Source organism: Pseudomonas sp. B21-056, assembly GCF_026016325.1.
Classification (GTDB): domain Bacteria; phylum Pseudomonadota; class Gammaproteobacteria; order Pseudomonadales; family Pseudomonadaceae; genus Aquipseudomonas.
This window is the reverse complement of the sequence record NZ_CP087203.1, coordinates 4,826,532-4,851,578: the sequence shown is the minus strand read 5'-3', so window position 1 is coordinate 4,851,578 and position 25,047 is coordinate 4,826,532. Positions and strand designations below refer to the sequence as shown.

General features: G+C 59.1%; 21 protein-coding genes and 1 pseudogene. 16 read left to right on the top strand and 6 right to left on the bottom strand.

The genetic code is table 11. The annotated features are described in order from the left end of the window. Window positions 1–47: 47 nt before the first annotated feature. From LOY67_RS21015 to LOY67_RS20995, 5 genes and pseudogenes are all read left to right on the top strand, one after another. A pseudogene (locus LOY67_RS21015) lies at window positions 48–725 on the top strand (LysR substrate-binding domain-containing protein); the annotation flags it as partial. 249 nt (window positions 726–974) lie between these two features. Beyond that, on the top strand, window positions 975–2,582 hold the full coding sequence (locus LOY67_RS21010; protein ID WP_265064266.1) for a tetratricopeptide repeat-containing response regulator: 1,608 nt from the start codon (window positions 975–977) through the stop codon (window positions 2,580–2,582). After that, window positions 2,575–3,267: a sensor histidine kinase gene (locus LOY67_RS21005; RefSeq protein ID WP_265064265.1), complete on the top strand. Its 693-nt coding sequence runs from the start codon at window positions 2,575–2,577 to the stop codon at window positions 3,265–3,267. The genes LOY67_RS21010 and LOY67_RS21005 overlap by 8 nt, the downstream gene beginning before the upstream one ends. Window positions 3,268–3,608: 341 nt before the next feature. Next, on the top strand, window positions 3,609–4,850 hold the full coding sequence (locus tag LOY67_RS21000; RefSeq protein WP_265067799.1) for a glutamine synthetase family protein: 1,242 nt from the start codon (window positions 3,609–3,611) through the stop codon (window positions 4,848–4,850). A gap of 69 nt (window positions 4,851–4,919) precedes the next feature. Further along, window positions 4,920–6,245 carry an MFS transporter gene (locus LOY67_RS20995; protein WP_320109993.1) on the top strand — a complete coding sequence of 442 codons (1,326 nt, stop codon included), beginning with the start codon at window positions 4,920–4,922 and terminating at the stop codon, window positions 6,243–6,245. 117 nt (window positions 6,246–6,362) lie between these two features. Here the strand turns inward: LOY67_RS20995 and LOY67_RS20990 are convergent, their stop codons facing one another. The 4 genes from LOY67_RS20990 to flgA all read right to left on the bottom strand — a co-directional run bounded on the left by LOY67_RS20990 (window position 6,363) and on the right by flgA (window position 8,958). Continuing rightward, window positions 6,363–7,109, bottom strand: coding sequence for a flagellar brake protein (locus LOY67_RS20990; protein WP_265064264.1), 747 nt, complete (start codon window positions 7,107–7,109; stop codon window positions 6,363–6,365). A gap of 92 nt (window positions 7,110–7,201) precedes the next feature. Further along, on the bottom strand, window positions 7,202–7,669 hold the full coding sequence (locus tag LOY67_RS20985) for a flagella synthesis protein FlgN (protein WP_265064263.1): 468 nt from the start codon (window positions 7,667–7,669) through the stop codon (window positions 7,202–7,204). 46 nt (window positions 7,670–7,715) lie between these two features. Then, window positions 7,716–8,021: a flagellar biosynthesis anti-sigma factor FlgM gene (gene flgM, locus LOY67_RS20980; protein WP_265064262.1), complete on the bottom strand. Its 306-nt coding sequence runs from the start codon at window positions 8,019–8,021 to the stop codon at window positions 7,716–7,718. A gap of 172 nt (window positions 8,022–8,193) precedes the next feature. Further along, window positions 8,194–8,958: a flagellar basal body P-ring formation chaperone FlgA gene (flgA, locus tag LOY67_RS20975; protein WP_265064261.1), complete on the bottom strand. Its 765-nt coding sequence runs from the start codon at window positions 8,956–8,958 to the stop codon at window positions 8,194–8,196. Between the two features lie 78 nt (window positions 8,959–9,036). On the opposite strand from flgA, the gene LOY67_RS20970 reads away from it, so the two are divergent. Both LOY67_RS20970 and cheR read left to right on the top strand, forming a co-directional pair. Then, a complete protein-coding gene (locus LOY67_RS20970; RefSeq protein ID WP_265064260.1) occupies window positions 9,037–9,963 on the top strand; it encodes a chemotaxis protein CheV in 927 nt (308 codons plus the stop codon). Between the two features lie 54 nt (window positions 9,964–10,017). After that, window positions 10,018–10,845: a protein-glutamate O-methyltransferase CheR gene (gene cheR / locus LOY67_RS20965; RefSeq protein WP_041024268.1), complete on the top strand. Its 828-nt coding sequence runs from the start codon at window positions 10,018–10,020 to the stop codon at window positions 10,843–10,845. Between the two features lie 97 nt (window positions 10,846–10,942). Here the strand turns inward: cheR and LOY67_RS20960 are convergent, their stop codons facing one another. After that, a complete protein-coding gene (locus tag LOY67_RS20960) occupies window positions 10,943–11,911 on the bottom strand; it encodes an IS110 family transposase (protein ID WP_265064259.1) in 969 nt (322 codons plus the stop codon). A gap of 471 nt (window positions 11,912–12,382) precedes the next feature. Here LOY67_RS20960 and flgB point away from each other — a divergent pair, with 471 nt between their 5' ends. From flgB to LOY67_RS20915, 9 genes are all read left to right on the top strand, one after another. After that, the gene (flgB, locus tag LOY67_RS20955) at window positions 12,383–12,790 is read left to right on the top strand and encodes a flagellar basal body rod protein FlgB (RefSeq protein ID WP_024779770.1); all 408 of its coding nucleotides are present in this window, start codon (window positions 12,383–12,385) and stop codon (window positions 12,788–12,790) included. Window positions 12,791–12,793: 3 nt separating this feature from the next. Continuing rightward, window positions 12,794–13,237 carry a flagellar basal body rod protein FlgC gene (flgC, locus tag LOY67_RS20950; protein WP_139647875.1) on the top strand — a complete coding sequence of 148 codons (444 nt, stop codon included), beginning with the start codon at window positions 12,794–12,796 and terminating at the stop codon, window positions 13,235–13,237. 15 nt (window positions 13,238–13,252) lie between these two features. Next, window positions 13,253–13,972, top strand: coding sequence for a flagellar hook assembly protein FlgD (gene flgD, locus LOY67_RS20945; protein WP_265064258.1), 720 nt, complete (start codon window positions 13,253–13,255; stop codon window positions 13,970–13,972). Between the two features lie 29 nt (window positions 13,973–14,001). Then, window positions 14,002–15,303, top strand: coding sequence for a flagellar hook protein FlgE (gene flgE / locus LOY67_RS20940; RefSeq protein ID WP_265064257.1), 1,302 nt, complete (start codon window positions 14,002–14,004; stop codon window positions 15,301–15,303). A gap of 208 nt (window positions 15,304–15,511) precedes the next feature. Continuing rightward, a complete protein-coding gene (locus tag LOY67_RS20935) occupies window positions 15,512–16,231 on the top strand; it encodes a B3/4 domain-containing protein (protein WP_265064256.1) in 720 nt (239 codons plus the stop codon). 5 nt (window positions 16,232–16,236) lie between these two features. Continuing rightward, the gene (locus tag LOY67_RS20930) at window positions 16,237–17,190 is read left to right on the top strand and encodes a LysR family transcriptional regulator (protein WP_265064255.1); all 954 of its coding nucleotides are present in this window, start codon (window positions 16,237–16,239) and stop codon (window positions 17,188–17,190) included. A gap of 221 nt (window positions 17,191–17,411) precedes the next feature. Then, window positions 17,412–18,815 carry an amino acid permease gene (locus LOY67_RS20925; RefSeq protein ID WP_320109992.1) on the top strand — a complete coding sequence of 468 codons (1,404 nt, stop codon included), beginning with the start codon at window positions 17,412–17,414 and terminating at the stop codon, window positions 18,813–18,815. 40 nt (window positions 18,816–18,855) lie between these two features. Continuing rightward, window positions 18,856–20,481, top strand: coding sequence for a thiamine pyrophosphate-dependent enzyme (locus LOY67_RS20920; protein WP_265064253.1), 1,626 nt, complete (start codon window positions 18,856–18,858; stop codon window positions 20,479–20,481). Window positions 20,482–20,496: 15 nt separating this feature from the next. Continuing rightward, on the top strand, window positions 20,497–21,687 hold the full coding sequence (locus LOY67_RS20915; RefSeq protein ID WP_265064252.1) for an aromatic amino acid transaminase: 1,191 nt from the start codon (window positions 20,497–20,499) through the stop codon (window positions 21,685–21,687). Window positions 21,688–21,946: 259 nt separating this feature from the next. Here LOY67_RS20915 and LOY67_RS20910 read toward each other — a convergent pair whose 3' ends face one another. Next, complete coding sequence (locus LOY67_RS20910) at window positions 21,947–24,838, bottom strand: ribonucleoside-diphosphate reductase subunit alpha (protein WP_265064251.1); 2,892 nt, start codon at window positions 24,836–24,838, stop codon at window positions 21,947–21,949. Between the last annotated feature and the right edge of the window lie 209 nt (window positions 24,839–25,047).

Here is a 25,047-nt window from a genome sequence, read left to right as displayed (position 1 = left end):
TGGCTGTATTTCACAGTCACTGCTCTGATGGACTCCGTGGGGCTGGATCGGAAATGCTGCTCGAGTCGACCAACAACAGCGCATTGACCATCAGTACGCTGGTTTCCCTGGCGTCCAAATGGCTGTTGCCGCGCCTGGCGTCCTTTCAGGATGCATTTCCCAATATTGACGTGCGGGTGACCGCCTCAACCGAGCTGGTCGATTTCCGCAAGGGCGGCATCGACGCTGCGATCCGCTACGGTTTCGGCGACTGGAAGGGCTTGCGGGCGGACTGGCTCATGTCCGACGAGATCTTTCCTGTGTGCAGCCCCAAGCTGCTGACGGGACCCAAAGCCTTGAAAAGCCCGGTCGATCTGGTCAATCACACACTGTTGCAGGTCAGCGGCATGACCAGTAACGACTGGAATATGTGGCTGAGCGCGGCAGGGCAACCGAAGAAGCTCGCTGAAGGCTCGCGGCTGATGTTCGATCTGGCAATGATGGCGGTGCAGGCTGCCATCGACGGATTGGGGGTGTGCATCGGTCGTTCCACCTACGTCGATGACGATTTGAAATCCGGAAGACTGGTAGCGCCGTTCAACCTCAAATTAAAGTCCGATCTGGGCTTTTATCTGGTGACGCCGCTGGAAATCGCCAACTCGAAAAAAGTCGTGGCATTCAGAACCTGGTTGATCGATCTGGTGCAGAGCGCTGAGTCGGCATCCGTTTCCGAAGTCTTCAAATGAGCCTCTTCCTACGATCCGCTTAACGGAAAGCCAACTTCAGCCGATAGCCTGATGAGCCCGGTTTTCTCCCGCACCCGTGTGTGCCGGAACGGTTCGCAATGTGCGCCACGGCACAGCCAGGGCAAGAGGTTCGGAAATCTCTTGCCCATTAGTGGCTGGTGGCTATCATCTGCGCGCCCCAACGGGCTGCAAGACGGCGTTTCGTTGTTTGCCATTGGGTGCACCTTTTTACTTGCCTGGACATCCTCGATGCTGGCGTACCACCAAAAAAGTTTTCTGATCGTCGATGATTTCTCGGATTTCCGCAGCTCGATCCGCTCCATGTTGCGTGAGCTGGGCGTCAAGGACGTGGACACCGCCGATACCGGTGAAGTGGCGCTGCGCATGTGTTCGCAGAAGCGCTATGACTTCATCCTGCAGGATTATCACCTGGGCGACGGCCGCAAGAACGGTCAACAGGTACTCGAAGACCTGATGATCGAGAAGCTCATCAGCCATGAAAGTGTGTTTCTCATGGTGACTGCCGAGACCAGTCAGGCCATGGTGCTCAGTGCCCTGGAGCACGAGCCCGATGCGTACCTGACCAAACCGTTCAACCGCTCCGGCCTGGCCCAGCGGCTGGAGCGGCTGGAGCAGCGCAAGACCCTGCTCAAGCCGATTCTCCAGGCGCTGGATCGTGGCAAGCCGCTGGAAGTGCTCAATGCCTGCATTGCCCTGTGCAAGCAGGATCCGCGCTACGGGCCGTTGTGCCTGCGTTATCGCGCCGATGCGCTGCGCGACCTGAATCAGAACGAAGCCTTGGAGCGCCTGTACAACACCATCCTGGCGGATCGTCCGTTGCCTTGGGCCTATGCGGGCCTGGGCAAATTGATGTTCAAGCGCGGTCAGGTAGCGCAGGCCAAGGCGGTCTATGAAAAGGCCCTCAAGACCTTTCCGATGATGCCGGCCTTGTATGACGGCATGGCCGATGTGCTAGTGGCCGAAGGCGACACGAAACAGGCACAGGAGGTGCTGGAGGAGGCGGTTCGCCTGTCGCCCCTGGCGGTGCGTCGGCAATCGTTGCTGGGCAAGTTGGCGATGACCAACGAAGACTACGACACCGCCTCCAGGGCCTACCGCCAGGCGGTCGGGCAGGGGGCGCAGTCGCGTTTCAAGGATCCGGAAAGCAACCTCGGCCTGGCCCATGCGCTGATCAGCAAGGGCAGCGAAAAAGGCCTCGACACCCGGACCCGGCTGGAGATCAACACGACCCTCAGTGCGGTGGCGAAGGAAAACCTCAACGACCCGGGATTGCAAGTCCGGGCGCGGTTGATGAAAGCGACTAGCCTGTTGTTGAACGATGCCGAAACTGCGGAAAAGCTCACCGAACAGGCCTTGCAGCGCCTCGACGGCATGGAGCAGTTCATGAGCGCCGAGGCGGCGCTGCTGGTGGCCAAGCAATTACAAATGCTCGGCCAGGCCAGCGCCGGCGAGTCGATGCTCAAGAACTGTGCGGAAATCTACGGTGATGATCCGACGGTGATGCAAGGCATTGCCAAACTCACCGACGACCCGAACATTCTCAATCAAGGCAATGCGGCTGCCGAACTGAACCGCGAAGGCGTGCGGGTCTACAAGACTGGCGCGTTGCCCGAGGCGCGGGATCTGTTCCGCCGTGCACTGAAGATGCAACCGAAGAACATCAGTATTGCCCTGAACATGGCGCAGTCCCTGCTGCATGGCACCGATACCAGTGTGGAGTCGGAGCTGCTGGAGGAATGTCGCGCCTGCCTGAAACTGGTGGGCATGATGCCCGACACCGATGCGCGTTTTGCGCGCTATCAGAAACTGCGAAGCAAGGCATTTGGCGATGAATGACAGCGAACAGGCACTCGATTTTTCCACGGTGATCGCATCGACCGTGCACGACATGAAGAACTCCCTGACCTTGCTCATGCAGGCGCATGCGCAGTGGCTCGAGCGCTTGCCCGAAGCTGCGCAGCAGACCCCCGAGCAGGGCGTGATGGAGTTCGAATTCGCCCACCTCAATGGCTTGATGGTGCAACTGCTGGGACTGTACAAGCTGGGTGTCAACCAGTTGCCGCTGCACCCGGCCTACCATGAACTGGACGACTTCATCGAGGCGCAGTTGGCCGGCCATCAGGAAGTGTTCCGCAGCCGTGGGATCATGGTCACCTATGAAGTCGACCCGTTGAGCCCCCTGGGCTTTTTCGACCGTGAGCTGATCGCGTCGGTGCTCGACAACTGCATCAACAATGCCATTCGCCATGCCCGCCAGACGCTGTTGATCAGTGCGAGCGATGAGGCTGGGCAACTGGTGCTCACCATCAACGACGACGGTGAAGGCTACCCGGCCGAAATGATCGAGCGTCAGGCCGACTACGTGCAGGGCATCAACCACAGCAGCGGCAGCACCGGGCTGGGCCTGTACTTCGCCGCGCGAATCGCCGGGCTGCACCAGCGCGGCGGCGTGTGCGGGCGGACCGAGATTGCCAATGGCGGTGTGCTGGGGGGAGGCGTGTTCCGGATTTATCTGCCCTGAGCCAGTCCTACGCAAATACTTCTGTCGATACACAAACCCTGTGGGAGCGAGCCTGCTCGCGATAGCGCCGGGTCAGCTCACATCGGGTTGACTGATACACCGCTATCGCGAGCAGGCTCGCTCCCACAGGGTGTTCCCAGGCTCGAAGTTTATTCTCCCCAGTGCTTGATATTCCGAACAGCCGAAGCCTATTTTGTACGGGTTGCCGTTTGCGGCTCGCACATCACAAGGAATGCGTCATGACGACCGATGGCCAAGGTTCACTCGCGCAGCGACTGACGGGCATTGATGAGATTGAATGTGTCACGCCGGACCTCAATGGCGTACCGCGGGGCAAGGTAATGAGCGCTGCGGGTTTCCTGGAGGGGCGGCGCTTGCAGATGGCCCGGGGCGTGCTGCTGCAGTGCATCATGGGCGGTTATCCGCCGTCGCGTTTCTATGGCAGTGATGACGGTGATCTGGCGCTGGTGGTCGACCCGAAGCAGATCCACCGCCTGCCTTGGAGCTCGCAGCCCCGTGCCCTGGCGATCTGCGATGCCGATGAACTGACCGGTGAAAGCTCCCGACTCTCGACACGCGGCCAGCTCAAGACGGTGATTGCCCGGTATGCCGCCCGGGGCCTGGTGCCTGTGGTGGCGACCGAGCTGGAGTTTTTTGTCTTCGCCCCCAACCCGGATCCGACCCAGCCATTCCAGCCGCCGGTGGGCTTGGATGGGCGTCGTGAAGACGGCCACTCGGCGTTCAGCGTCAGCTCCAATAACGGCCTGCGGCCGTTCTTCAACGAGGTCTATGAATGCATGGCGGCCTTGGGGCTGCCGCGCGATACCTTCATGCATGAAATGGGCGTGAGCCAGTTCGAGATCAATCTGCTGCATGGCGATGCCTTGCTGTTGGCCGACCAGACCTTCCTGTTCAAGCACCTGCTCAAGGAAGTCGCGCTCAAGCACGGCCTGACCGTGGTGTGCATGGCCAAGCCGCTGGCCCATACGCCGGGCAGTTCGATGCACATTCACCAGAGTGTCGTCGAGCTGGACAGCGGTCGTAATGTGTTCAGCGACGAGGCCGGCGAGCCGACGGCAGTGTTCAGGCACTTCATCGGCGGGCAACAGGCGGGCATGGCGGATTTCACGGCGCTGTTCGCGCCGAACGTCAATTCCTACCAGCGCCTGTGTCATCCGTTCGCATCGCCGAACAATGCCTGCTGGTCCCACGACAATCGCTCGGCCGGGTTGCGGATCCCGGCCAGTCCGCCGGTGGCCAGGCGGGTCGAAAACCGCTTGCCGGGGGCCGATGCCAACCCCTACCTGGCGATTGCCGCCAGCCTGGCGGCCGGTCTTCACGGGATTGAAAACGGCCTGGAACCGAGCGCGGCGATACAGGGCGAATTCCAGGTACCGGAGAATCTGTCGTTGCCATGTACCTTGCACGCTGCCCTGGAGCGTCTGAAACGTAGCCTTCTGGCGAAGGAACTGTTCGGTACGGAGTTCATCGAAGGCTACATCGCGTCGAAAACCCTGGAACTGACCAGCTACTTTGATGAAATCACGCCCTGGGAGCGGCGTGTGCTGGCCGCCCAGGCCTAACGAAACGTCGCATTCGGGCTGTCTTCACAGGCAGCCTCTACTTATCGCAAGGAGCCGCTCGGAACGCCGATGCGCCAAGTCTGGAAACCTTTTCGCGCGCTTTATTTCGCTTCGCTGATGATGCTCATCGGCTCGGGCCTTTTGAGTACCTACCTGGCCCTGCGCCTGGCTGCCGAGCACGTGGACAGCCTGTGGGTCGGTGCCCTGATGGCCGCCAACTATTTCGGCCTGGTGCTGGGCGGCAAGATCGGCCATCGGCTGATTGCTCGCGTCGGGCATATTCGCGCCTATTCGGCCTGTGCCGGGATCGTCGGCGCGGCGGTGCTGGGCCACGGCCTGGTGAGCTGGCTGCCGGCCTGGGTGGTGCTGCGGATCATCGTCGGCCTCGGCATGATGTGCCAGTACATGGTCATTGAGAGCTGGCTCAACGAGCAGGCCGATGCCAAACAGCGCGGGGTGGTGTTCAGCGGCTACATGATCGCCTCGTACCTGGGGATGGTGCTGGGCCAACTGATCCTGGTGATCCATCCGGCCCTGGGGCTGGAACTGCTGATGCTGGTGGCGCTGTGTTTTGCCCTGTGCCTGGTGCCGGTAACGCTGACCCGACGGATCCACCCGGCACCGTTGCGTCCGGCGCCGATGGAGCCGCGCTTCTTCATCAAGCGCGTGCCGCAGTCGTTGAGCACGGTGCTGGGCTCCGGGCTGATCGTCGGCTCGTTCTATGGCCTGGCGCCGCTGTATGCCTCCCAGCAGGGGCTGACGACCGAGCAGGTCGGTCTGTTCATGGGTAGCTGCATCTTTGCCGGCCTGCTGGTGCAGTGGCCGCTGGGCTGGCTGTCCGACCGTTACGACCGGGCGCTGCTGATCCGCTGCTTTGCGCTGTGCCTGGCGGTCTTCGCGCTGCCGTTGGCGATCTTGTCGTCGGTGCCGTTGGAAGTGCTGTTCGCCGCGGGGTTCTTCTGTTCGCTGATGCAATTCTGCCTGTACCCGCTGGCGGTGGCGTTTTCCAACGACCACGTCGAAGCGGATCGCCGGGTGTCGCTGACGGCGATGCTGCTGGTGACCTACGGCGTGGGGGCGAGTATCGGCCCGTTGGTGGCCGGGGTGCTGATGAAGTCGTTCGGCAGCCACATGCTGTATGCCTTCTTCACCTTTTTTGCGCTGGTACTGGTGTGGCGCATCCGGCCGAAAGCGGTGACCAATCTGCATCAGGTCGATGACGCACCGCTGCATCACGTGGCGATGCCCGACAGCATGTCCAGCTCGCCGCTGGTGGCGTGCCTTGATCCGAGGGTCGATGAACAGGTGGTGCAGGAGCAGATGCAGGTGTCGCCGAACCCGGAGGTCGAGCCGGTTGCCGAGGCGGCTGATGCTGAGGAGTCTCAAGCAAGGTAAGTAGACAGTGGTGCGCCCAATCGCGAGCAGGCTCGCTCCCACATTGGATTTGCAGTGTTTCCATGTGGGAGCGAGCCTGCTCGCGATGAGGTCAGCCCAGGCGCAGCGATACTTGGATCAGAGATCGTCTTTATCGAAGCGCCGCGCTTCACGCTGCAACTGATAAACGAAACGCTCGACCTGCCGCTGCACCAGGCCACTGATATTGTGGAAACGCACGCCGGCGAAAGTGGTATTGAAGCGCTCTTCGAAATGCAGGTAGCGCAGTTCGACCGGCGCCGTCATGTTGCCGAAGGGCAGGGCGGCGATGAAGCGCTCGTAGACCTGGCCCAGTTGCAGGCGCTCGGTGATGTCGCCATCGAAGCGCAGCTTGCAACCAGTGGCGGAGATATCCAGCAGTTTGCCATTCACCGGTGACTTGAGCTTGTCGCCACCCAGTTCGATATTCACCAGTTGCGCCAGCTTCAGGGCGGCACGGAAGGCGTTGCGGCGCTGGTGGTAAACCACTTCGTCGGGCAAGGCACCGCGATAGCAACGGCCGTCGCTGGACTCATTGATCGTCAGCGGACCATTGCCTTCCCACGCAATGCGTACACCATCATGGAAACCTTCGACCCGAAACGGCTCGCCCGCGAGCAGAAAGCGTTCCCCGTCGCGAGGAATCATTTCATCCAGGGCGATGGTGTTCTTCTCGCGATCGACGTCGACCAGGTAACTCTGGAAGCGCTGGGTGCGTTCGTGGAAGGTAATGATCAATGGATCGTGGCTATCTTGCAGCATCCGCAAGTTGCCGGAGATTTCCAGGGGCGTGGTAAGGACCTTGGGCGGTTGCGGAGCATCATCCGCGTTTGAGGCATTGAACACGGTGGGTCAATCTCCAGGCAAAATACGACTACGAATAGCCAGCATTTTGCCAGCATCTATCGCGCGTTGATAGAGCGCAGGCATGGTTCGTTTCATGCCTGGCTGAGCGGGCGGTGCTTGACCATTTTGGCGGTCGAGCCGCGAGCATCGTAAAGCGTCGGGATTTCGCCGCCATTGAGGATGCGCAACTGGTTGGCGGTAGCGGCCTGCTGGAGCTGGATCGACTGGCCATTGCGGGCGTTCGCGGCCTGGCACTGGGCGAGCAGGTCATTGAGCACTGCGCTTTGGGCCAACAACTGATCGCCGATCGTCGACTGGCTCGCCAGTTGTTCGAGGCCGTCGGGGTTGGCGGGCAGGTTGAGGCTGGCGAGAATCTCGCTACGCTTGCGGCCATGCTGATCGAGCAGAATGATCAATGCCTGTTTCTGTGCCAGGATATTTTCCAGCAAGGGCATGTCGCGACCGTGCAGCGCCAGGGATTCGGTCTGCAAAAGCTCCAGCAATTGTTGCGCTGGAACAAAGTCGTCGATGATCAGTTGCAATAAATGAGTGTCGTGCATGGCTGGCCTTGGGTCTTAGCGTCCAAAAGCCTGCGCAGGCGGCGGCCTAGCGCTGGGCTTCGAAGTTGAGCAGTTTGCTGGCTACACGGTTGCTGTCGACTTTATAGCTGCCATCGGCGATGGCTGCTTTCAACTCGGCCACGCGGGCGTTGTCGACGACAGGTTGATCGCGCAGCTTGTCAGTGACCTTCTGCAACTGCTGAGCCTCATCACTGAGGTGTACCGACTCCCCGTTCTTGACAGCGGTAGCCTGCTCGGCCGGCGAGGATTTTTCGGTTTCCTTGCTGGCGCTGGTACGCGTAGTGCCTGTCAATGGTGAAGAGCTGTTTAAACGGTTGAAATCGATGACCATGGTAAAAAACCTCTGGGTATTTGGACGCTTGCCATGTTTTCGGCCATCCCCAAAAAAACTTTAGGCTCATTTGTTCAATGAGCATGCGCACGTCTGCGCTTGCCTTGCGTAAGGCACAGTCTAGGGAACAGCAGGGTCAAGCGCCAGCTTTCTACCCATTTCTACCGGATCGCTACATGGCCACCTCCACCTGGCCTGGAGCGATCACCTGCGCCTTGATGACGCGTTGGGAATTGAGGTTTTTCACCCGGATCTGTTCATTCATGCCGCCGTTGGACAGGGCTTCGCCGGGCATTCGCACGGCCAGGGTGCCGCTGCGGGCGGTAATCACCACCTGATCACCCTTGCGCACGACTTCGGCTTGTTCCAGGTGCACGAGGGTCACGATCTGATCGGCTACCATTGGTCGGACAAGTTTCTGTCCGATGGCTTGATCGACGGAGGTCAGGAACCCCTGGGTGATCTGGCTGATATCCCGTTCACGCAGCGTCACGTCCTGAGGTTCAACGATTCCAGCCCGTTTCAGTGGTCGGGTGGTGGTAACGATGTCGCGAAACAGACGCACCTGGGCGGGCACGAACACTGTCCAGGGCGCCGCGCTGTCGCAACGAACCTTCACCGTGACCCGGCCCAGGGGCCTGGCGGGGCTCTCCAGGGAGGCAGTCAATTCCTTGTCGCACATTGGCATGCGCAAGCGCGGATCGATCTGGTTGACTTCGATTTCGTAGCGACCTTCGGTTTGACTGGAAGCCAGATAGTCTTCTACGGTGAATTCAAGAAAGCCCTGAGTGACGCCGATAAGGAGATCAGGCAAGGTAACCGGAGCATCGGCGAGGGCACGTCCCCCCGAGGCGAACAGGCAGGCAGCCAGCAGCACACCGAGCCAGTGGCGGCAATGAGTGGTCAGGCGTCGAGAAAATGTCGTTTGTGCTTTCATGCCGGTTGAATAGCAAGCCCCGTGCCGTTTAGTGATGAATGCGCGTCGGACACATTAGCGTTAGGTAGGAGTCAGGGCATGGCGGGAGTGATGGATTCGGTAAACCAGCGCACGCAGCTGGTCGGTCAGAATCGCCTGGAGCTGTTGTTGTTCCGTCTCGATGGCCAGCAGTTGTATGGGATCAACGTGTTCAAGGTCCGCGAGGTGCTGCAATGCCCCAAGCTGACCTTGATGCCCAAGTCCAGTCCCGTCGTGTGCGGTGTGGCAAATATCCGGGGAGCGACCATCCCGATTCTCGATCTGGCGATGGCCACCGGTTCCGGTCGGCTGCTGGATCAGAGCAATCCGTTTGTGATCATCACCGAGTACAACACCAAGACCCAGGGATTCCTGGTGCGATCGGTGGAGCGCATCGTCAACATGAACTGGGAAGAGATCCATCCGCCGCCCAAGGGTACCGGCCGCGATCACTACCTGACGGCAGTGACCCGGGTCGACGGCCAGTTGGTGGAAATCATCGACGTGGAGAAAATCCTTGCCGAAGTGGCGCCGACCACGGAAACCATCTCCCACGGTGTGGTGGATGCCGAAACCCAGCACAAGGCGGTTTCGCTGCGGGTGCTGACGGTGGATGATTCGTCGGTGGCACGTAAGCAGGTGAGCCGTTGCCTGCAGACGATCGGCGTCGAAGTGATTGCGTTGAACGATGGACGGCAGGCGCTGGATTACCTGCGCAACCTGGTCGACGAAGGCAAGAAGCCGGAAGAGGAGTTCCTGATGATGATCTCCGACATCGAGATGCCGGAGATGGACGGGTACACCCTGACGTCGGAAGTCCGCAGCGATCCGCGTATGCAAAAGCTGCACATCATCCTGCACACGTCCCTGTCGGGCGTCTTCAACCAGGCGATGGTCAAGAAGGTCGGTGCCGATGATTTTCTCGCCAAGTTCCGCCCCGATGACCTGGCTTCCCGGGTAGTCGAGCGGATCAAGGCAGCGGGATAAAGGTCGGGCGCGTTGTGCGCCCGGCAAATCAATACAATGGAAAGAGGCGGTAACTTGTCTACGGGTAATTTGGATTTCGAACAGTTCCGGGTCTTCCTGGAAAAAGCCTGTGGCATATTGCTTGGTGAAAACAAGCAATACCTGGTGTCGAGCCGTCTCAACAAATTGATGGAGCAGCAGGGCCTCAAGTCGTTGGGCGAGCTGGTACAGCGTATCCAGACCCAGCCGCGCAGTGGTTTGCGCGAGATGGTGGTAGATGCCATGACCACCAACGAAACCCTGTGGTTTCGCGATACCTATCCGTTCGAAGTGTTGAAGAACAAAGTGCTGCCGGCGGCCATCAAGGCCAGCCCGGGCCAGCGCCTGCGGATCTGGTCGGCAGCCTGTTCGTCGGGCCAGGAACCGTATTCGCTGTCGATGTCCATCGACGAGTTCGAGCGGACCAATATCGGCCAGTTGAAGGGCGGCGTGCAGATCGTTGCCACCGACCTGTCCGGGACCATGCTCAACAATTGCAAGACCGGTGAGTACGACAGCCTGGCCATCGGCCGCGGCCTGTCGCCTGATCGCCTGCAACGCTACTTCGATCCGAAAGGGCCGGGACGCTGGATGGTCAAGGCGCCGATCAAGAGCCGGGTGGAATTCCGCTCGTTCAACCTGCTGGACAGCTATGCCAGCCTGGGCAAGTTCGACATCGTGTTCTGCCGCAACGTACTGATCTACTTCTCCGCCGAAGTGAAGAAGGACATCCTGCTGCGTATCCACGGCACCCTGAAGCCGGGCGGCTACCTGTTCCTCGGTGCGTCCGAAGCGCTGAACGGCTTGCCGGATCATTACCAGATGATCCAATGCAGCCCGGGGATCATCTACCAGGCGAAGTGATTCGTCCGGGCCGTCAAAAAACGGGAGCCCCTGAAGGGCTCCCGTTTTTTATGGGCGCTGCTTACTTCCCTGGTATCGACAACCCTTGTGGGAGATTCTATGGTGCATGACTAGCCTTCAAATGCCTTTCTGGCTGGTATTCGCTCTGATTCTGCAGCAGAGCGAATACTACGCGGGCAAGCTTGCGCGACAGCGCCACCATGGCCTGAGTTGTACTTAGTCCCCGTGCCAGCAACGCCTCATAGAACCCCTTCCATCGCTCCGTGCGCCTTGCCGACATCGCTGCGTTGTGCAGCAGTCGGCGAGCTTCTGGATCACCTCGTTTGGTCAAGCAGCGGCGACCCTGTTTTCGCCCTGATTGCGATATGCGCAGGTCCAGCCCCAGAAAAGCGATGAAGGCATCGGCATTTTTGAAATCCCCCCGCTGAAACGAGGTGAGCAACCGGGCGCCGGTCAACAGGCCAATGCCTTCAACTTTCATGCAGCGCTTGAGCTGACCCAGCAAGCCTGCGTCCTTCAGCTCATCCTGGATCTTTTTTTCGACCAGGGTTTCCAGCCGTTGCATCGCGCCTATCTGGCGTTTGAACGCGGCTTTGAGTAACGGCTCGTTCGCCCAGCTTTGGCTCAGGCTGACACGGGCCTGGACCACAGCCGCACGGCGTCGGAAAAGGCTTACGAGCCGGCGATACAAGGGCGATGGCGGGTTCCAGGGATGCAGTTCCTGGCCTTCGTTCTTCAGGTAACGGGCCAACAGGCGAGCATCCAGTGCATCGGTTTTGGCGCGCACGTTCACGCCTTTGCGGTAGTGACTGAGCTCATAGCCACCGACCATGTAGATCACGCAGCCGGCCTTGTGAGCCAGATCGGCGAACTCCAGGTGATAGATATTGGTGGCTTCGATGGCAATATCCACCTGCATGGACAAGGCCTTGAGCCACTTCTTAATCGCAGTTTTGTTATTGGGGACTATCTCAAGCTGATCGGTTTCGGCGTGATACATCACCAACTCATCCTTGGCGACATCCACACCCACAATCGGCTTGACGAGGGGAATCGGCATTGCCATTGAAAACTCTCCGGGCTAAGGTTTGAACACTTGAAGGGTTCACCCAGAGGCGCAGGCTTGTTCCTATCGTCGGTCTAGGCCAGATGCATTCTTTATCGGCGCTTGGGTGAAAGGAGGAGGGGTAAAATCTCCCACGGTCTGTACTGCTGCGAACAGTCAGAAGCGAACCTTGTCCCTCCTCCTCCCTTCAAGTCCTACCATACAAGCGAGCCTGCTCGCGATAGCGGTGTGTCAGTCAATATAGATGCCGCCTGTTGGGCCGCTATCGCGAGCAGGGCTCGCTCCCACAATTGCCCTTCGTTGACCTTGAGAGCGGCAGAAAAGCGGCAGCCGGCGGAAAACGGTTGCCGCTTTTCTGGCATTGCCGCCTTGCCGATGCCCGCAAAGCCCCGGTTTATGGGCTTTTGGAAAGTGGCACGACGCTTGCTATATCCATCGCACGTACATTCTGGTCACCCAAAGGTTTCCGACATGAGCATCAGCTTCGATAAAGCGCTCGGTATCCACGAACAGGCCCTGAGCTTCCGCGCCCAGCGTGCCGAAGTCCTGGCCAACAACATCGCCAACGCCGATACCCCGAACTACAAGGCTCGGGACCTGGACTTTTCCAAAGTGCTCGCCGAGCAGAACGAGAAGACCAAGAACGGCTCCTTCGCCCTGAACATGACCAACAGCCGTCATATCGAGGCCGAAGGCCTGGGCAACGGCGACGAGTCGCTGATGTATCGCACGCCGATGCAACCTTCGATCGACCAGAACACCGTGGACGCTCAACTGGAACAGTCCAACTACGCGGAGAACTCCGTGAACTTCCAGGCCAGCTTCACCCTGCTCAACAGCAAATTCAAAGGGCTGATCTCGGCCCTGCGCGGAGAGTAAGCCATGTCGATTGCGAGCGTATTCAACATCGCCGGCAGTGCCATGAGTGCCCAGACCACTCGCCTTAACACTGTCGCCAGTAACATTGCCAACGCCGAGACCGTTTCGTCGAGCATCGACCAGACCTACCGTGCCCGTCACCCGGTCTTCGCCACCATGTTCCAGGGCGGCCAGTCGAATGGCAGCGGCTCGCTGTTCCAGGAGCAGGATGCGGCCGGGCAGGGCGTGCAGGTAATGGGCGTGGTCGAAGACCAGAGCAACCTCGAGGCGCGCTACGAGCCGAACCATCCGGCTGCCGACGCCAAGGGTTATGTCTATTACCCGAACGTCAACGTCGTCGAAGAAATGGCCGACATGATTTCCGCCAGTCGTTCGTTCCAGACCAACGCCGAAATGATGAACACCGCCAAAACCATGATGCAGAAGGTCCTGACCCTCGGTCAGTGATAAGGGGCGAGTCACATGAGCGTTACCAACACTACCAGCGGTTTGAGCCTCAACGAGATTCTGGCCAACTCCTCGGTCAAGACCACCTCTTCCGATAGCCTGACTTCGCTGACAGGGGCTGCGACCGGTAAAAAGGAGCTGGGCAAGGATGCGTTCCTGCAACTGCTCGTCACACAGCTGAAAAACCAGGACCCGCTGTCGCCTCAGGACAACGGTGAGTTCGTTGCCCAGCTGGCACAGTTCAGCAGCCTGGAAGGCATCACCACCCTCAACGATACCGTGAGCGGGCTGGCCAGCAACTACAACTCGTCCCAGGCCTTGCAGGCCTCGTCGTTGGTGGGGCGCTCAGTCATTGCCCCTGGCGACAAGGCGGTGGTCGACACCTCCAAGAGCCTCAACGGCACGGTGGTGGTGCCATCCGCGGTGTCGTCCGTCGCGGTCAAGATCGTCGACAAGGACGGCAAGACGGTTCGCACCATCGACCTGGGTAGCCAGAAGGCCGGTAACTCCGCTTTTATCTGGGATGGCAAGAACGACGCGGGCACCACGGTCGAGTCGGGCACTTACACCTTCACGGCTTCGACCACCATCGATGGCCAGGCCACGTCGCTGATCACCAACCTGCCGGCGACCGTCAGCAGCGTGACGATCAGCCAGACAGGGGGAGAGCTGATGCTCAACCTCGCCGGGCTGGGCAGCATCGCCCTGTCCAAAGTACAAACTATTGGTATGTAGAGCCGACTAACCCGGCAAAGGAGTGGAATATGTCTTTCAACATCGGCCTTAGCGGTCTCTATGCTGCCAACAAACAGCTCGACGTCACCGGCAACAACATCGCCAACGTGGCAACCACCGGCTTCAAATCGTCCCGCGCGGAATTCGAAGACGTCTACTCGGCCACCAAGCTGGGCTCGGGCAGCAAGACCGTCGGCAACGGCGTGCGCTTGTCCAACGTCTCCCAGCAGTTTGGCCAGGGTGATGTCAACAACACCGGCAACGTGCTGGACATGGGTATCCAGGGCCAGGGCTTCTTCGTCCTGAGCAACGACGGCTCCCTGAGCTACACCCGTGCCGGTACGTTCAAGACCGACAAGGAAGGCTATATCACCAACAGTGACGGCACTTCGAAGCTGCAGGGTTACGGCGTGGATGCGAACGGCAAGATCCAGAACGGGATCCTGACCGACCTGCGTATCGACACTTCCAACCTGCCGCCGCAAGCTACCAGCCTGGTTTCGTCGACCATCAACCTGAACTCGACGGCCACAGCAATTACTGCGGCGTTCAATCCGACCGATACTTCGACCTTCACCAAGCAGTTCACTACGCCGGTGTACGACACCCAGGGCAACCAGCACTCCATGGACCAGTACATGGTCAAGACGGGTTCCAATACCTGGAATGTCTACACGCTGATCGACGGTCGTAACCTGAATGGCACTTCGCCGACTGCTGCCGCCACCCTTGCGGTGCCGTCGACCATGACCTTCGATTCGAGTGGCAAGCTGACTCAGGTCAGTACTCCAGCAGTGCCGGCGCCGATCATCAGCAATGATCTGGTATTGAGTGGCTGGGTGCCGGGTACAGTGACCAACGGCGTATGGGCCGCCAACGGCGCCGGTTCGTCAACGATCACCCTGTCCCTGACCAACACCACCCAGTTCAACGCCGACACCGCTCGTTCGCTCCCGGTCCAGAATGGCTACGCCACTGGTCAGATCACCAACCTGACCATCGACGGCAGTGGTGTGTTGCTGGCCAACTTCAGCAACAACCAGACCAAGCCGATCGGTCAGCTGGCCCTCGCCAGCTTCACCAACGAGCAAGGCCTGCAACCGGTAGGTGGCACCAGCTGGAAAGAAACCTTCGACTCGGGGATCCCGGCCTACGATGCTCCAACCACCGGTACCTTGGGTTCGATCGTCTCCAACGCCCTGGAAGAGTCCAACGTCAACCTGACCAACGAACTGGTCGAGCTGATCAAGGCCCAGAGCAACTACCAGGCGAACGCTAAGACCATCTCCACCCAGAGCACCATCATGCAGACCATCATCCAGATGGCTTGATCCCGATGGTTGCTTGAATGTTGTACAAGGAGCCCCTCGCAAGAGGGGCTTTGTTTTATGTGCAACTGAAAGTCAGTCCGAGGATTTACCGGCATCGGACACTCAACTATTCAGATCCTGCATGGCAACCTTGCGAAAACCGGGTCAATGCCAGGTGTGTCCTGCGAGTATATTCGAGAGTGAATGTCCTCTACCGCCGGGAATCTTCGTGACAGCCTTCTCTTATCATATCCACCCAGAAGTTTTCGCAGACCACCCTGACTATCGCCGCGGCGTGGTGGTGTTTCATGGTCTCGACAACACCGTGGCCCAACCTGAAGTCAGCCAGCAGCTGCGCGACAGCGAAATTGCCCTGAGACAGCAGATCCTCGGAAATCCGGCTGATTATCCACAGATCGCCGCGTGGCGGGATGCCTACCGCCAATTCGGGGCCAAGCCATCCGAGCATCGAAGTTCTATCGAAGCATTGAGCCGGCGCGTGCTCAAGCCCGACTCGCTCCCGGACATCAATACACTGGTTGATATCGCCAACCTGCTTTCGCTGCGATATGTACTGCCTGCGGGTGTACACCCGATCACCGCTCATTCGCTAAGTGTGAAATTGCGCAAGGCAGATGATCTGGATCGGTTCCTCGCTGAACCCGGCAAGGAGCCCGAACCCATCCCGTCCGAGGAAATCGTGCTGGCGGCTGGCAGCCGGGTGCTTACCCGGCGTTGGACATGGCGACAGGCTGCGGACACCCGGACGCTCCCTGAAACCCGTTGCGTATTTTTCGACATCGATGGCCTGCGCCCCAGTACCGACGCCGACGTGAAGGCGGCCATCGCGGACCTGACCCACCTGGTGAGTCGATACTGTGGTGGGGAATGCCTTGGCTACGCCATACTGGATGCAGGAAAACCGTCCCTGAATATCAATCTGGAATAGTCTTCATGAGCCCCGCCTTCAATAATCTCAGCATTTCCCAATTGAAGGCGCTGGTGACGATCCTGGAGGTGCCCCATCTCAGTCGAGCGGCAATTATCCTGGGGACCAGCCAGTCGACGCTGAGCCGACATCTGGCTCTTTTTCGCGAGGTATTGGGCGATCCGCTTCTGGTTCGCCAGGGGCGGGAATACACGCTGACTGAACGTGGGCATCAACTACTCGAGCCGCTCAAGAACCTGCTGGAGCAAATTGACGGCCTCGGCTCGCCCGCCATCTTTTCACCCGCTACCTGCAATCGGCGTTTCATACTGGCTGGCTCTGATTACGTCGCCCAGTACATTCTCCCTGACCTGCTGCGTGACCTCGCCGGTATCGCTCCGGACGTCAGTATCGATTTTCGTACCTGGCAGCCCAATCGTTTCGATTGGCTTTCGAGTGGCAAGGTCGATCTGATTACCAGCATGATCGATGAAACGCCCGCGGACTATCACGGGCGCATCATTGGCGAAGACGTTGCGGTATGTTGCATGCGCACGAGTCATCCTCTCGCTGTCTGCACCACCATCAGTCAGCGGGATTACCTTGCCTGGCCGCATATAAAGATCACGGTGGGAGGGGACAAGGACGGATTCGTCGATGCCCACCTGCGCAAGCAGCAACTGGCTCGGAATCTTAAATTGTCGGTTCCGTACTATTGCGCCGCTTTGAGCGTCCTGCAGCAGAGCGATGCACTGCTGACACTGCCTGAGCACATTGCGCGCCGTTGGGCCGAGCAGGCTGAGATCTGCTTTCGCCCCCTGTCGTTTATCGAACATCAGTTTCGGTATTGGGTTGTCTGGCACAGTCGCAGCCAAACCTCGGCCGAGCAACAATGGTTCCGCCAATTTGTTTATCAACATTGCCGTGGGTCTCAATTTCTCAGTCCGGGTGATCACCTTCCGCATGGCCGGGGCCTTTGATTATCCATATCCTGCATAGCAACTATGCAGCCATGCCGGCTGTTCGCAAAGTATCAGGGTGGTAATGTAAAACTACATCGACTGGCCAGCGGCTATTCGATAGAGAGCAAGCCCAATAATCATAGTGATGGGTATTGTTGCCCATTTATACCTGCCGAAATCGCATCTCATCTGACGCCCAGTGAACGTTATATGAGGTGAATACATTGAGAAGAATAATGATGAGCAGACTACAGAGTTCTGGCCCCGAGCTTTCGCGCGGCTTGTCGAACCGCCATATCCAAATGATTGGCTTGGGTGGCGCCATCGGTACTGGTTTGTTTCTGGGCAGCGCTGGGGTAATAAAGTCAGCCGGACCAGGACTTCTGATCGGCTATGCGATTGCAGGGATGATTGCATTTCTTATCATGCGGCAACTGGGTGAGATGCTGGTTGACGAGCCTGTGTCCGGCTCGCTTAGTTATTTTGCCAGAAAATATTGTGGCGGTTTTACAGGCTATCTGACTGGCTGGAATTACATCGCGGCGTATGTGCTGGTGGGAATGGCCGAACTTACCGCGATCGGCAAGTATATTCAGTTCTGGTGGCCTGAAGTTCCGACATGGACAACCGCGGCCTGTTTCTTTCTGATCGTGAATGGCATGAACCTCCTGAAGGTGCGTGTCTACGGGGAGGTGGAGTTCTGGTTCGCGCTGGTGAAGGTCCTGGCGATCATCGCCATGATCGGATTTGGCGGCTGGCTGCTCTTTGGCCCGACCCGACCGTTGGAAGCATCCGTTTCCAACCTCTGGTCGCACGGCGGCTTTCTCCCCAACGGCGTTGGTGGCCTGTTGATGGCGCTGCCGTTCATCATGTTCGCGTTTGGCGGCCTGGAGATGATTGGTTTCACTGCGGGTGAAGCGAAGAATCCGAAAAGCAGCATCCCCCGTGCGATCAATCAGGTGCTGTATCGAATCGGACTGTTCTATGTGGCGGCCCTGGCGATTCTTCTGGCCCTCACCCCGTGGAATACCCTGGTAGCTTCCCTGGATCAGGCCGGCGATCCTTACAGTGCCAGTCCATTCGTAAAAATTCTGAGCCTGTTGGGTAGCGATTTGGCGGCCAACTTGCTCAACCTGGTTATCTTGACCGCCGCGATGTCGGTTTACAACGGTGTTGTCTATTGCAACACACGGCTGCTGTTTTCTATGGCCGAGCAAAACCAGGCGCCTAAGTACCTGACGAAACTCAATGGCAACCGAGTCCCTGTCAATGCACTGCTCGTCACTTCATTGGTGACCGGTGGAGCAGTTGTAATGAATTATTTTTCGCCAAACGGGACGATGGAGGTTTTGATGTCGTTGACTGTTTCGGCGACGGTCATCAATTGGCTTCTCACAAGTTATACACATTTGAAGTTCAGGGAGGCAAAGACCAGGAGTGCCGAGGCGTTGGAATATAAATCTCCATTTCACCCGTTCAGTAATTACCTTTGCATTGCCTTCATTGTGGGACTGTTAGGGGTAATGGCTTTTATTCCGTCTATCCGCATCGCGGTGTGGCTGATCCCGATCTGGCTTCTCTTGATCTATGCCGCTTACAGAAAATACCAAGTGAGTGATGTTCGTGAAGTCAGCTACGAATGAATTTGCAATAGGGGCTTATATGAAAACCGACAAGACTGTTATGCAAACAATGACCGGTGGTGATGCCATTGTTCAAGGCCTCAAGGCCCATGGCGTAGATACGGTCTTCGCACTTCCAGGTGCCCAGATCTACGGCCTCACCGACGCACTCGCCCGCAACGCCGATAGCCTGCGAATCTTCGGTGCGCGGCACGAGCAGACCAGTGCCTACATGGCGTTCGGCTATGCCCGGTCCACAGGCAAACCCGGTGTGTTCACTGTGGTTCCCGGCCCCGGGATTCTCAACGCCAGTGCGGCGATGCTGACCGCCCATGGTTGCAACGCACCTGTACTGGCGCTCACCGGCGATGTCATGAGTGCGTTCAAGGATCGTGGGCGCGGCCAGTTGCATGAGCTGCCGCGTCAACTGGAAGTTCTGCAGAGCGTCGGCAAATGGGCGGCCCATATCGAACAGCCGGCGGATGCGCCCTGGCAACTTGCGCGGGCATTCCAAGAGATGCTGTCGGGGCGCCCGGGTGTGGTGTCTCTTCAAGCGTCATGGGACTTCTTTACCCGATCCGCCGCGGTGGCGCCCCAGCAACCCATTGGCTTGAAGCCGACGCCGCCTGTGGACACCGACGCAGTAGAGCGTGCCGCCAAGTTGTTGAGCCAGGCAAAGTCTCCGATGATCTTTGCCGGTTCCGGAGCATTGGACGCCGGTGCCGAGGTCAATCAATTGGCCGAGGTCCTGGGCGCGCCTGTGGTCAGCTTCCGGGGTGGCCGTGGTGTCGTGAGCGATGAACATCCCCTGGGCTTCACCGTCGCTGCCGGTGCCCGGCTATGGCCGCAAACCGATGTGGCTGTGGTAATCGGCTCTCGGTTCGAGTTGTTGGACATACGCTGGAGGCACCGTCCTGCCGGGCTGAAGCTGATCCGCATCGATATTGATCCGGCCGAGGTGCGCAGAATCAATGCCGAGGTCAATTTGATCGCCGATGCCGGCGCTGCCTCCAAGGCACTCGCCGAAGCCGTTCTGCGGGTAGGGCCACCTCGGCTTCGGACGGTGGAAGTGGCCGAGGCAAAGGCGGCTGCCGAGCAGGCGATCCAGGCTGTGCAGCCTCAACTCAACTACCTGCGGGTGATCCGCGATGTGCTGCCACGCGATGGTTTCTTCATTGAGGAAATTTCCCAGGTCGGGTTCACATCCATCTTCGGATTCCCGGTCTATAAGCCACGTACCCTGGTCACTTCGGGCCACCAGGGCACGCTTGGCTTTGGATTCCCCACGGCACTTGGCGTGAAGGCTGCCCATCCGGACAAGGCGGTGGTTTCCATCTGCGGTGACGGAGGTTTCATGTTCGCGGCCCAGGAACTGGCAACTGCGGTGCAGTACAACCTGAATCTGGTCACCATTGTCTTCAACAACAACGCCTTCGGGAATGTCTACCGGGATCAGCAGGAGAGCTTTGGGGGCCGATTGCTCGGTTCGGAGTTGATCAATCCGGATTTCGTCAAATTCGCTGAGTCGTTCGGGGTCCAGGCGCACCGTGTCGCTTCACCTGCCCAGTTACGTCCTGTGCTGGAATCTGCATTCGCTGCGGACAAGCCCGTCCTGATCGAGGTGACCGTACCTCGTGGTAGCGATACGAGTCCCTGGACATTCCTGCACCCGACTTTTGCCAGCTGAACTTAGGAGACATGCATGTTCGAGCACGTTGAGATTTATCCCGGTGACCCTATCCTGTCGTTGATGGAGGACTATCAAAAAGATCCCCGTACTGAAAAGGTCAACCTCAGCATCGGTTTCTATTACGACGAGCATGGCAACGTTCCCGTGCTGGAGTCGGTTAAAAAAGCGAAGAGCATCCTGGATACGCGGACGCAGGAACCCAACCTCTATCTTCCCATGGACGGTCTTCCTTCCTTTCGTAAGCAGGTACAGCAATACCTGTTCGGTGAGGCCGACGCAGAGCATGGAGAGCGCATCGTTACTCTCCAGACAGTGGGCGGTTCAGGCGCGATTCGTGTCGGTGCGGATTTTCTGAAGCGCTATTACCCGGACGCTGAAGTCTGGATAAGCGACCCGACGTGGGACAATCATCACGCGATCTTCAAGGGTGCAGGTTTTGAAGTGCAGCGTTATCCGTATCTGAAGGAGGATGGCCGGCAAATCAATTTTGAAGGATTGATTGCAACCTTCGAGTCGTTGCCGGCGAACACGATCGTTCTCTTGCATGCTTGCTGTCACAACCCTACGGGTCTCGATCTGGCGCCCGGTCAATGGGATGCGCTTTTCAGTCTGTTCGCCCGTCGTTCTCTCATTCCGTTCCTGGATGCTGCGTACCTTGGGCTGGGAGAGGGACTTGCGAAGGACAGCTATGCCATCCGGGCGCTGGCAGGTTCTGGCATTACCGGCCTGGTCAGTAACTCCTTTTCGAAAGTCTTCTCCCTTTATGGCGAGCGAGTCGGGTCGCTATCGGTCATCTGCCAAAGCAGCGTGATTGCCGGGCGGGTTGCCGGTCAGCTTAAAGGCACCGTGCGCACCAACTATTCCAACCCGCCTCGATTCGGAGCGGAGCTGGTGAGCATCATCCTTGGCGAGCCTTCACTCAGGACCGCGTGGCTGGCTGAGCTTGAGCGGATGCGCCAGCGTATGGTTGACATGCGCCATGCGTTGTATGACGAGATCAAGACCCTCAAGCCGTACTCCAAGGTGGAATATCTCGTCACCCAGAGCGGCATGTTCAGCTATTCCGGCCTGACAGCCGACGCCGTGGATCGTATCCGGGAAAAGCATGGCATCTATTTCATCCGCAACGGACGGATATGCATTGCGGGCCTGAATGCTTTGAACGTATCAAGGGTGGCGATTGCTATTGCGTCGGAGTCGTAATGGGTTTCAGTTGAGTGTTCATCGTCAGGCGTTCAATTGGGCGCCTTTCTTTTTGGCTGGTTGTTTTGTGTTGCCTGATCCGGCCCCTTCGCGAGCAGGCTCGCTCCCACAGGGGGCGCATTCCAATGTGTGCGAGCCTGCTCGCGATGAGGTCAGCCCAGACGCCACTTTCCTCCAGACAAAAGAAAACCCCCGATAAACCAGCGGTCTATCGGGGGCTTCTTTTCAGCAGGCGCCTCGCAGCGCCCGCCCGCTCAGCTTATTGGCAAGCTTCGCAATCTGGCTCGTCGATCGCGCAGGCTTTCGGCACTGGCGCAGGTCCTGCTGGAGCAGCCAGGACCGAATCGTCCCCGTGGTTGCCGCCGCTGGAAACAGCGTTCAGCTTGCCGGTGTTGATGGTCGACTTCTCGGTGCTGGTGGCGGCCAGGGCACGGAGGTAGTAGGTGGTTTTCAGGCCACGGTACCAGGCCATGCGGTAGGTCACGTCCAGCTTCTTGCCCGAGGCGCCGGCGATGTACAGGTTCAGCGACTGAGCCTGGTCGATCCACTTCTGACGGCGGCTGGCGGCGTCGACGATCCAGCGGGTGTCCACTTCGAATGCGGTCGCGTAGAGCTCTTTCAGTTCCTGCGGGATGCGCTCGATCTGCTGTACCGAACCGTCGTAGTACTTCAGGTCGTTGATCATGACCGAGTCCCACAGGCCGCGGGCCTTGAGGTCGCGGACCAGGTACGGGTTGATCACGGTGAATTCGCCCGACAGGTTCGATTTCACGTACAGGTTCTGGTAGGTCGGTTCGATCGACTGCGACACGCCGGTGATGTTGGCGATGGTGGCGGTCGGTGCGATGGCCATGATGTTGGAGTTACGGATGCCTTTCTGTACACGGGCACGAACCGGTGCCCAGTCCAGGGATTCGGTCAGGTCGACGTCGATGTACTTCTCGCCACGGGACGCGATCAGGATCTGTTGCGAGTCCAGCGGCAGGACGCCCTTGGACCACAGCGAGCCCTGGAACGTCTCATAGGCGCCACGCTCGTCGGCCAGGTCGCAGGAAGCCTGGATCGCGTAGTAGCTGACCGCTTCCATGGACTTGTCGGCGAACTCGACCGCGGCGTCGGAGCCGTACGGGATGTGCTGCAGGTACAACGCGTCCTGGAAGCCCATGATGCCGAGGCCGACCGGACGGTGCTTGAAGTTGGAGTTCTTCGCCTGTGGCACCGAGTAGTAGTTGATGTCGATCACGTTGTCGAGCATGCGCACGGCGGTGTTCACGGTGCGTTGCAGCTTGGCGGTGTCCAGCTTGCCATCGACGATGTGGTTCGGCAGGTTGATCGAGCCCAGGTTGCAGACAGCGATCTCGTCCTTGTTGGTGTTCAGGGTGATCTCGGTGCACAGGTTCGAGCTGTGGACCACGCCCACGTGCTGCTGCGGGCTGCGCAGGTTGCACGGGTCCTTGAAGGTCAGCCATGGGTGGCCGGTCTCGAACAGCATCGAGAGCATCTTGCGCCACAGGTCCTTGGCCTGGACGACCTTGAACAGCTTGATCTTGTTGTACTCAGTCAGGGCTTCGTAGTACTCGTAGCGCTCTTCGAAGGCCTTGCCGGTCAGGTCATGCAGGTCCGGTACTTCGGATGGCGAGAACAGGGTCCACTTGCCGTCGTCGAAGACACGCTTCATGAACAGGTCGGGGATCCAGTTGGCGGTGTTCATGTCGTGGGTACGACGACGGTCATCACCGGTGTTCTTGCGCAGCTCGATGAACTCTTCAATGTCCATGTGCCAGGTTTCCAGGTAGGCACAGACCGCGCCCTTGCGCTTGCCGCCCTGGTTGACCGCGACAGCGGTGTCATTGACCACTTTGAGGAACGGCACGACGCCCTGGGATTTACCGTTGGTGCCCTTGATGTACGAGCCCAGGGCACGAACCGGCGTCCAGTCGTTGCCCAGGCCGCCGGCGAATTTCGACAGCATGGCGTTGTCGTGGATCGCGCCGTAGATGCCCGACAGGTCGTCCGGCACGGTGGTCAGGTAGCAGCTCGACAGCTGTGGACGCAGGGTACCGGCGTTGAACAGGGTCGGAGTCGAGGCCATGTAGTCGAAGGACGACAACAGGTTGTAGAACTCGATGGCACGGTCTTCTTTCTGCTTCTCTTCGATCGCCAGGCCCATGGCCACGCGCATGAAGAAGATCTGCGGCAGTTCGAAGCGGATACCGTCCTTGTGGATGAAGTAACGGTCGTACAGGGTTTGCAGGCCCAGGTAGGTGAACTGCTGGTCGCGCTCGTGGTTGATCGCCTTGCCGAGTTTTTCCAGGTCGAAAGAGGCCAGGACCGGGTTCAGCAATTCGAATTCGATACCCTTGGCGATATAGGCCGGCAGGGCCTTGGCGTACAGGTCGGCCATCTCGTGGTGGGTCGCGCTCTCGGCGACTTCCAGGAAGCCCAGGCCTTCGGCGCGCAGGGTGTCCATCAGCAGGCGGGCGGTCACGAAGGAGTAGTTCGGCTCGCGTTCCACCAGGGTCCGCGCGGTCATCACCAGGGCAGTGTTGACGTCCTTGAGCGCTACGCCGTCATAGAGGTTCTTCAGGGTTTCGCGCTGGATCAGGTCGCCGTCGACTTCTTCCAGGCCTTCGCAGGCTTCGGTGACGATGGTGGCCAGGCGGCCCATGTCCAGCGGCGCCAGGCTGCCATCGGCGCGGGCGATGCGGATCGACGGGTGGGCCTGGACCGGTGCGTCGGCCGGGCTGCGGGTGGCGCGTTCCTTGGCACGGGAGTCACGGTAGATCACGTAGTCGCGGGCCACTTTCTGCTCGCCGGCACGCATCAGGGCCAGTTCGACCTGGTCCTGGATTTCTTCGATGTGGATGGTGCCGCCCGACGGCATGCGACGCTTGAAGGTCGCGGTGACCTGTTCGGTCAGGCGCGCCACGGTGTCGTGGATGCGCGACGAAGCGGCGGCGGTGCCACCTTCAACTGCGAGGAACGCTTTGGTGATGGCGACGGTGATCTTGTCATCGGTATAAGGAACGACAGTGCCGTTACGCTTGATCACGCGCAGTTGGCCAGGCGCGGTGGCGGCCAGATCCGGGGTCGAATCGGCGGCCAGCGGCGCGGTGCCCTGCGGGTTCTCGCGAGTTGTGTCGGTGTGCATGGGTGTCTCCACGTTCTCTATGTTTGTTTGGGCACCATCACGGTGCCCACCGTTCCGTCCTGAAGCACTACAACCGACTGGCGTCGGGTATAACAACTTCGGGACAGTAGGAAGCAGGCCCGTGGGGCTGCTTCCATCCGAAGTTCATGGGTGGCAGCAATGGACTGCAACACCCGTACCGTTTCGGTCGTTTTCGACCTTTGAAACAG

What these genes read in the sequence shown, in the direction of transcription:
- LOY67_RS21010 (WP_265064266.1), top strand. Translation starts at nt 975, where the DNA reads ATGCTGGCGTACCACCAAAAAAGTTTTCTGATCGTCGATGATTTCTCG.
- LOY67_RS21005 (WP_265064265.1), top strand. Translation starts at nt 2,575, where the DNA reads ATGAATGACAGCGAACAGGCACTCGATTTTTCCACGGTGATCGCATCG.
- LOY67_RS21000 (WP_265067799.1), top strand. Translation starts at nt 3,609, where the DNA reads ATGAGCGCTGCGGGTTTCCTGGAGGGGCGGCGCTTGCAGATGGCCCGG.
- LOY67_RS20995 (WP_320109993.1), top strand. Translation starts at nt 4,920, where the DNA reads ATGCGCCAAGTCTGGAAACCTTTTCGCGCGCTTTATTTCGCTTCGCTG.
- LOY67_RS20985 (WP_265064263.1), bottom strand. Translation starts at nt 7,669, where the DNA reads ATGCACGACACTCATTTATTGCAACTGATCATCGACGACTTTGTTCCA.
- flgM (WP_265064262.1), bottom strand. Translation starts at nt 8,021, where the DNA reads ATGGTCATCGATTTCAACCGTTTAAACAGCTCTTCACCATTGACAGGC.
- flgA (WP_265064261.1), bottom strand. Translation starts at nt 8,958, where the DNA reads ATGAAAGCACAAACGACATTTTCTCGACGCCTGACCACTCATTGCCGC.
- LOY67_RS20970 (WP_265064260.1), top strand. Translation starts at nt 9,037, where the DNA reads ATGGCGGGAGTGATGGATTCGGTAAACCAGCGCACGCAGCTGGTCGGT.
- LOY67_RS20960 (WP_265064259.1), bottom strand. Translation starts at nt 11,911, where the DNA reads ATGGCAATGCCGATTCCCCTCGTCAAGCCGATTGTGGGTGTGGATGTC.
- flgB (WP_024779770.1), top strand. Translation starts at nt 12,383, where the DNA reads ATGAGCATCAGCTTCGATAAAGCGCTCGGTATCCACGAACAGGCCCTG.
- flgC (WP_139647875.1), top strand. Translation starts at nt 12,794, where the DNA reads ATGTCGATTGCGAGCGTATTCAACATCGCCGGCAGTGCCATGAGTGCC.
- flgD (WP_265064258.1), top strand. Translation starts at nt 13,253, where the DNA reads ATGAGCGTTACCAACACTACCAGCGGTTTGAGCCTCAACGAGATTCTG.
- flgE (WP_265064257.1), top strand. Translation starts at nt 14,002, where the DNA reads ATGTCTTTCAACATCGGCCTTAGCGGTCTCTATGCTGCCAACAAACAG.
- LOY67_RS20930 (WP_265064255.1), top strand. Translation starts at nt 16,237, where the DNA reads ATGAGCCCCGCCTTCAATAATCTCAGCATTTCCCAATTGAAGGCGCTG.
- LOY67_RS20925 (WP_320109992.1), top strand. Translation starts at nt 17,412, where the DNA reads ATGAGCAGACTACAGAGTTCTGGCCCCGAGCTTTCGCGCGGCTTGTCG.
- LOY67_RS20920 (WP_265064253.1), top strand. Translation starts at nt 18,856, where the DNA reads ATGCAAACAATGACCGGTGGTGATGCCATTGTTCAAGGCCTCAAGGCC.
- LOY67_RS20915 (WP_265064252.1), top strand. Translation starts at nt 20,497, where the DNA reads ATGTTCGAGCACGTTGAGATTTATCCCGGTGACCCTATCCTGTCGTTG.
- LOY67_RS20910 (WP_265064251.1), bottom strand. Translation starts at nt 24,838, where the DNA reads ATGCACACCGACACAACTCGCGAGAACCCGCAGGGCACCGCGCCGCTG.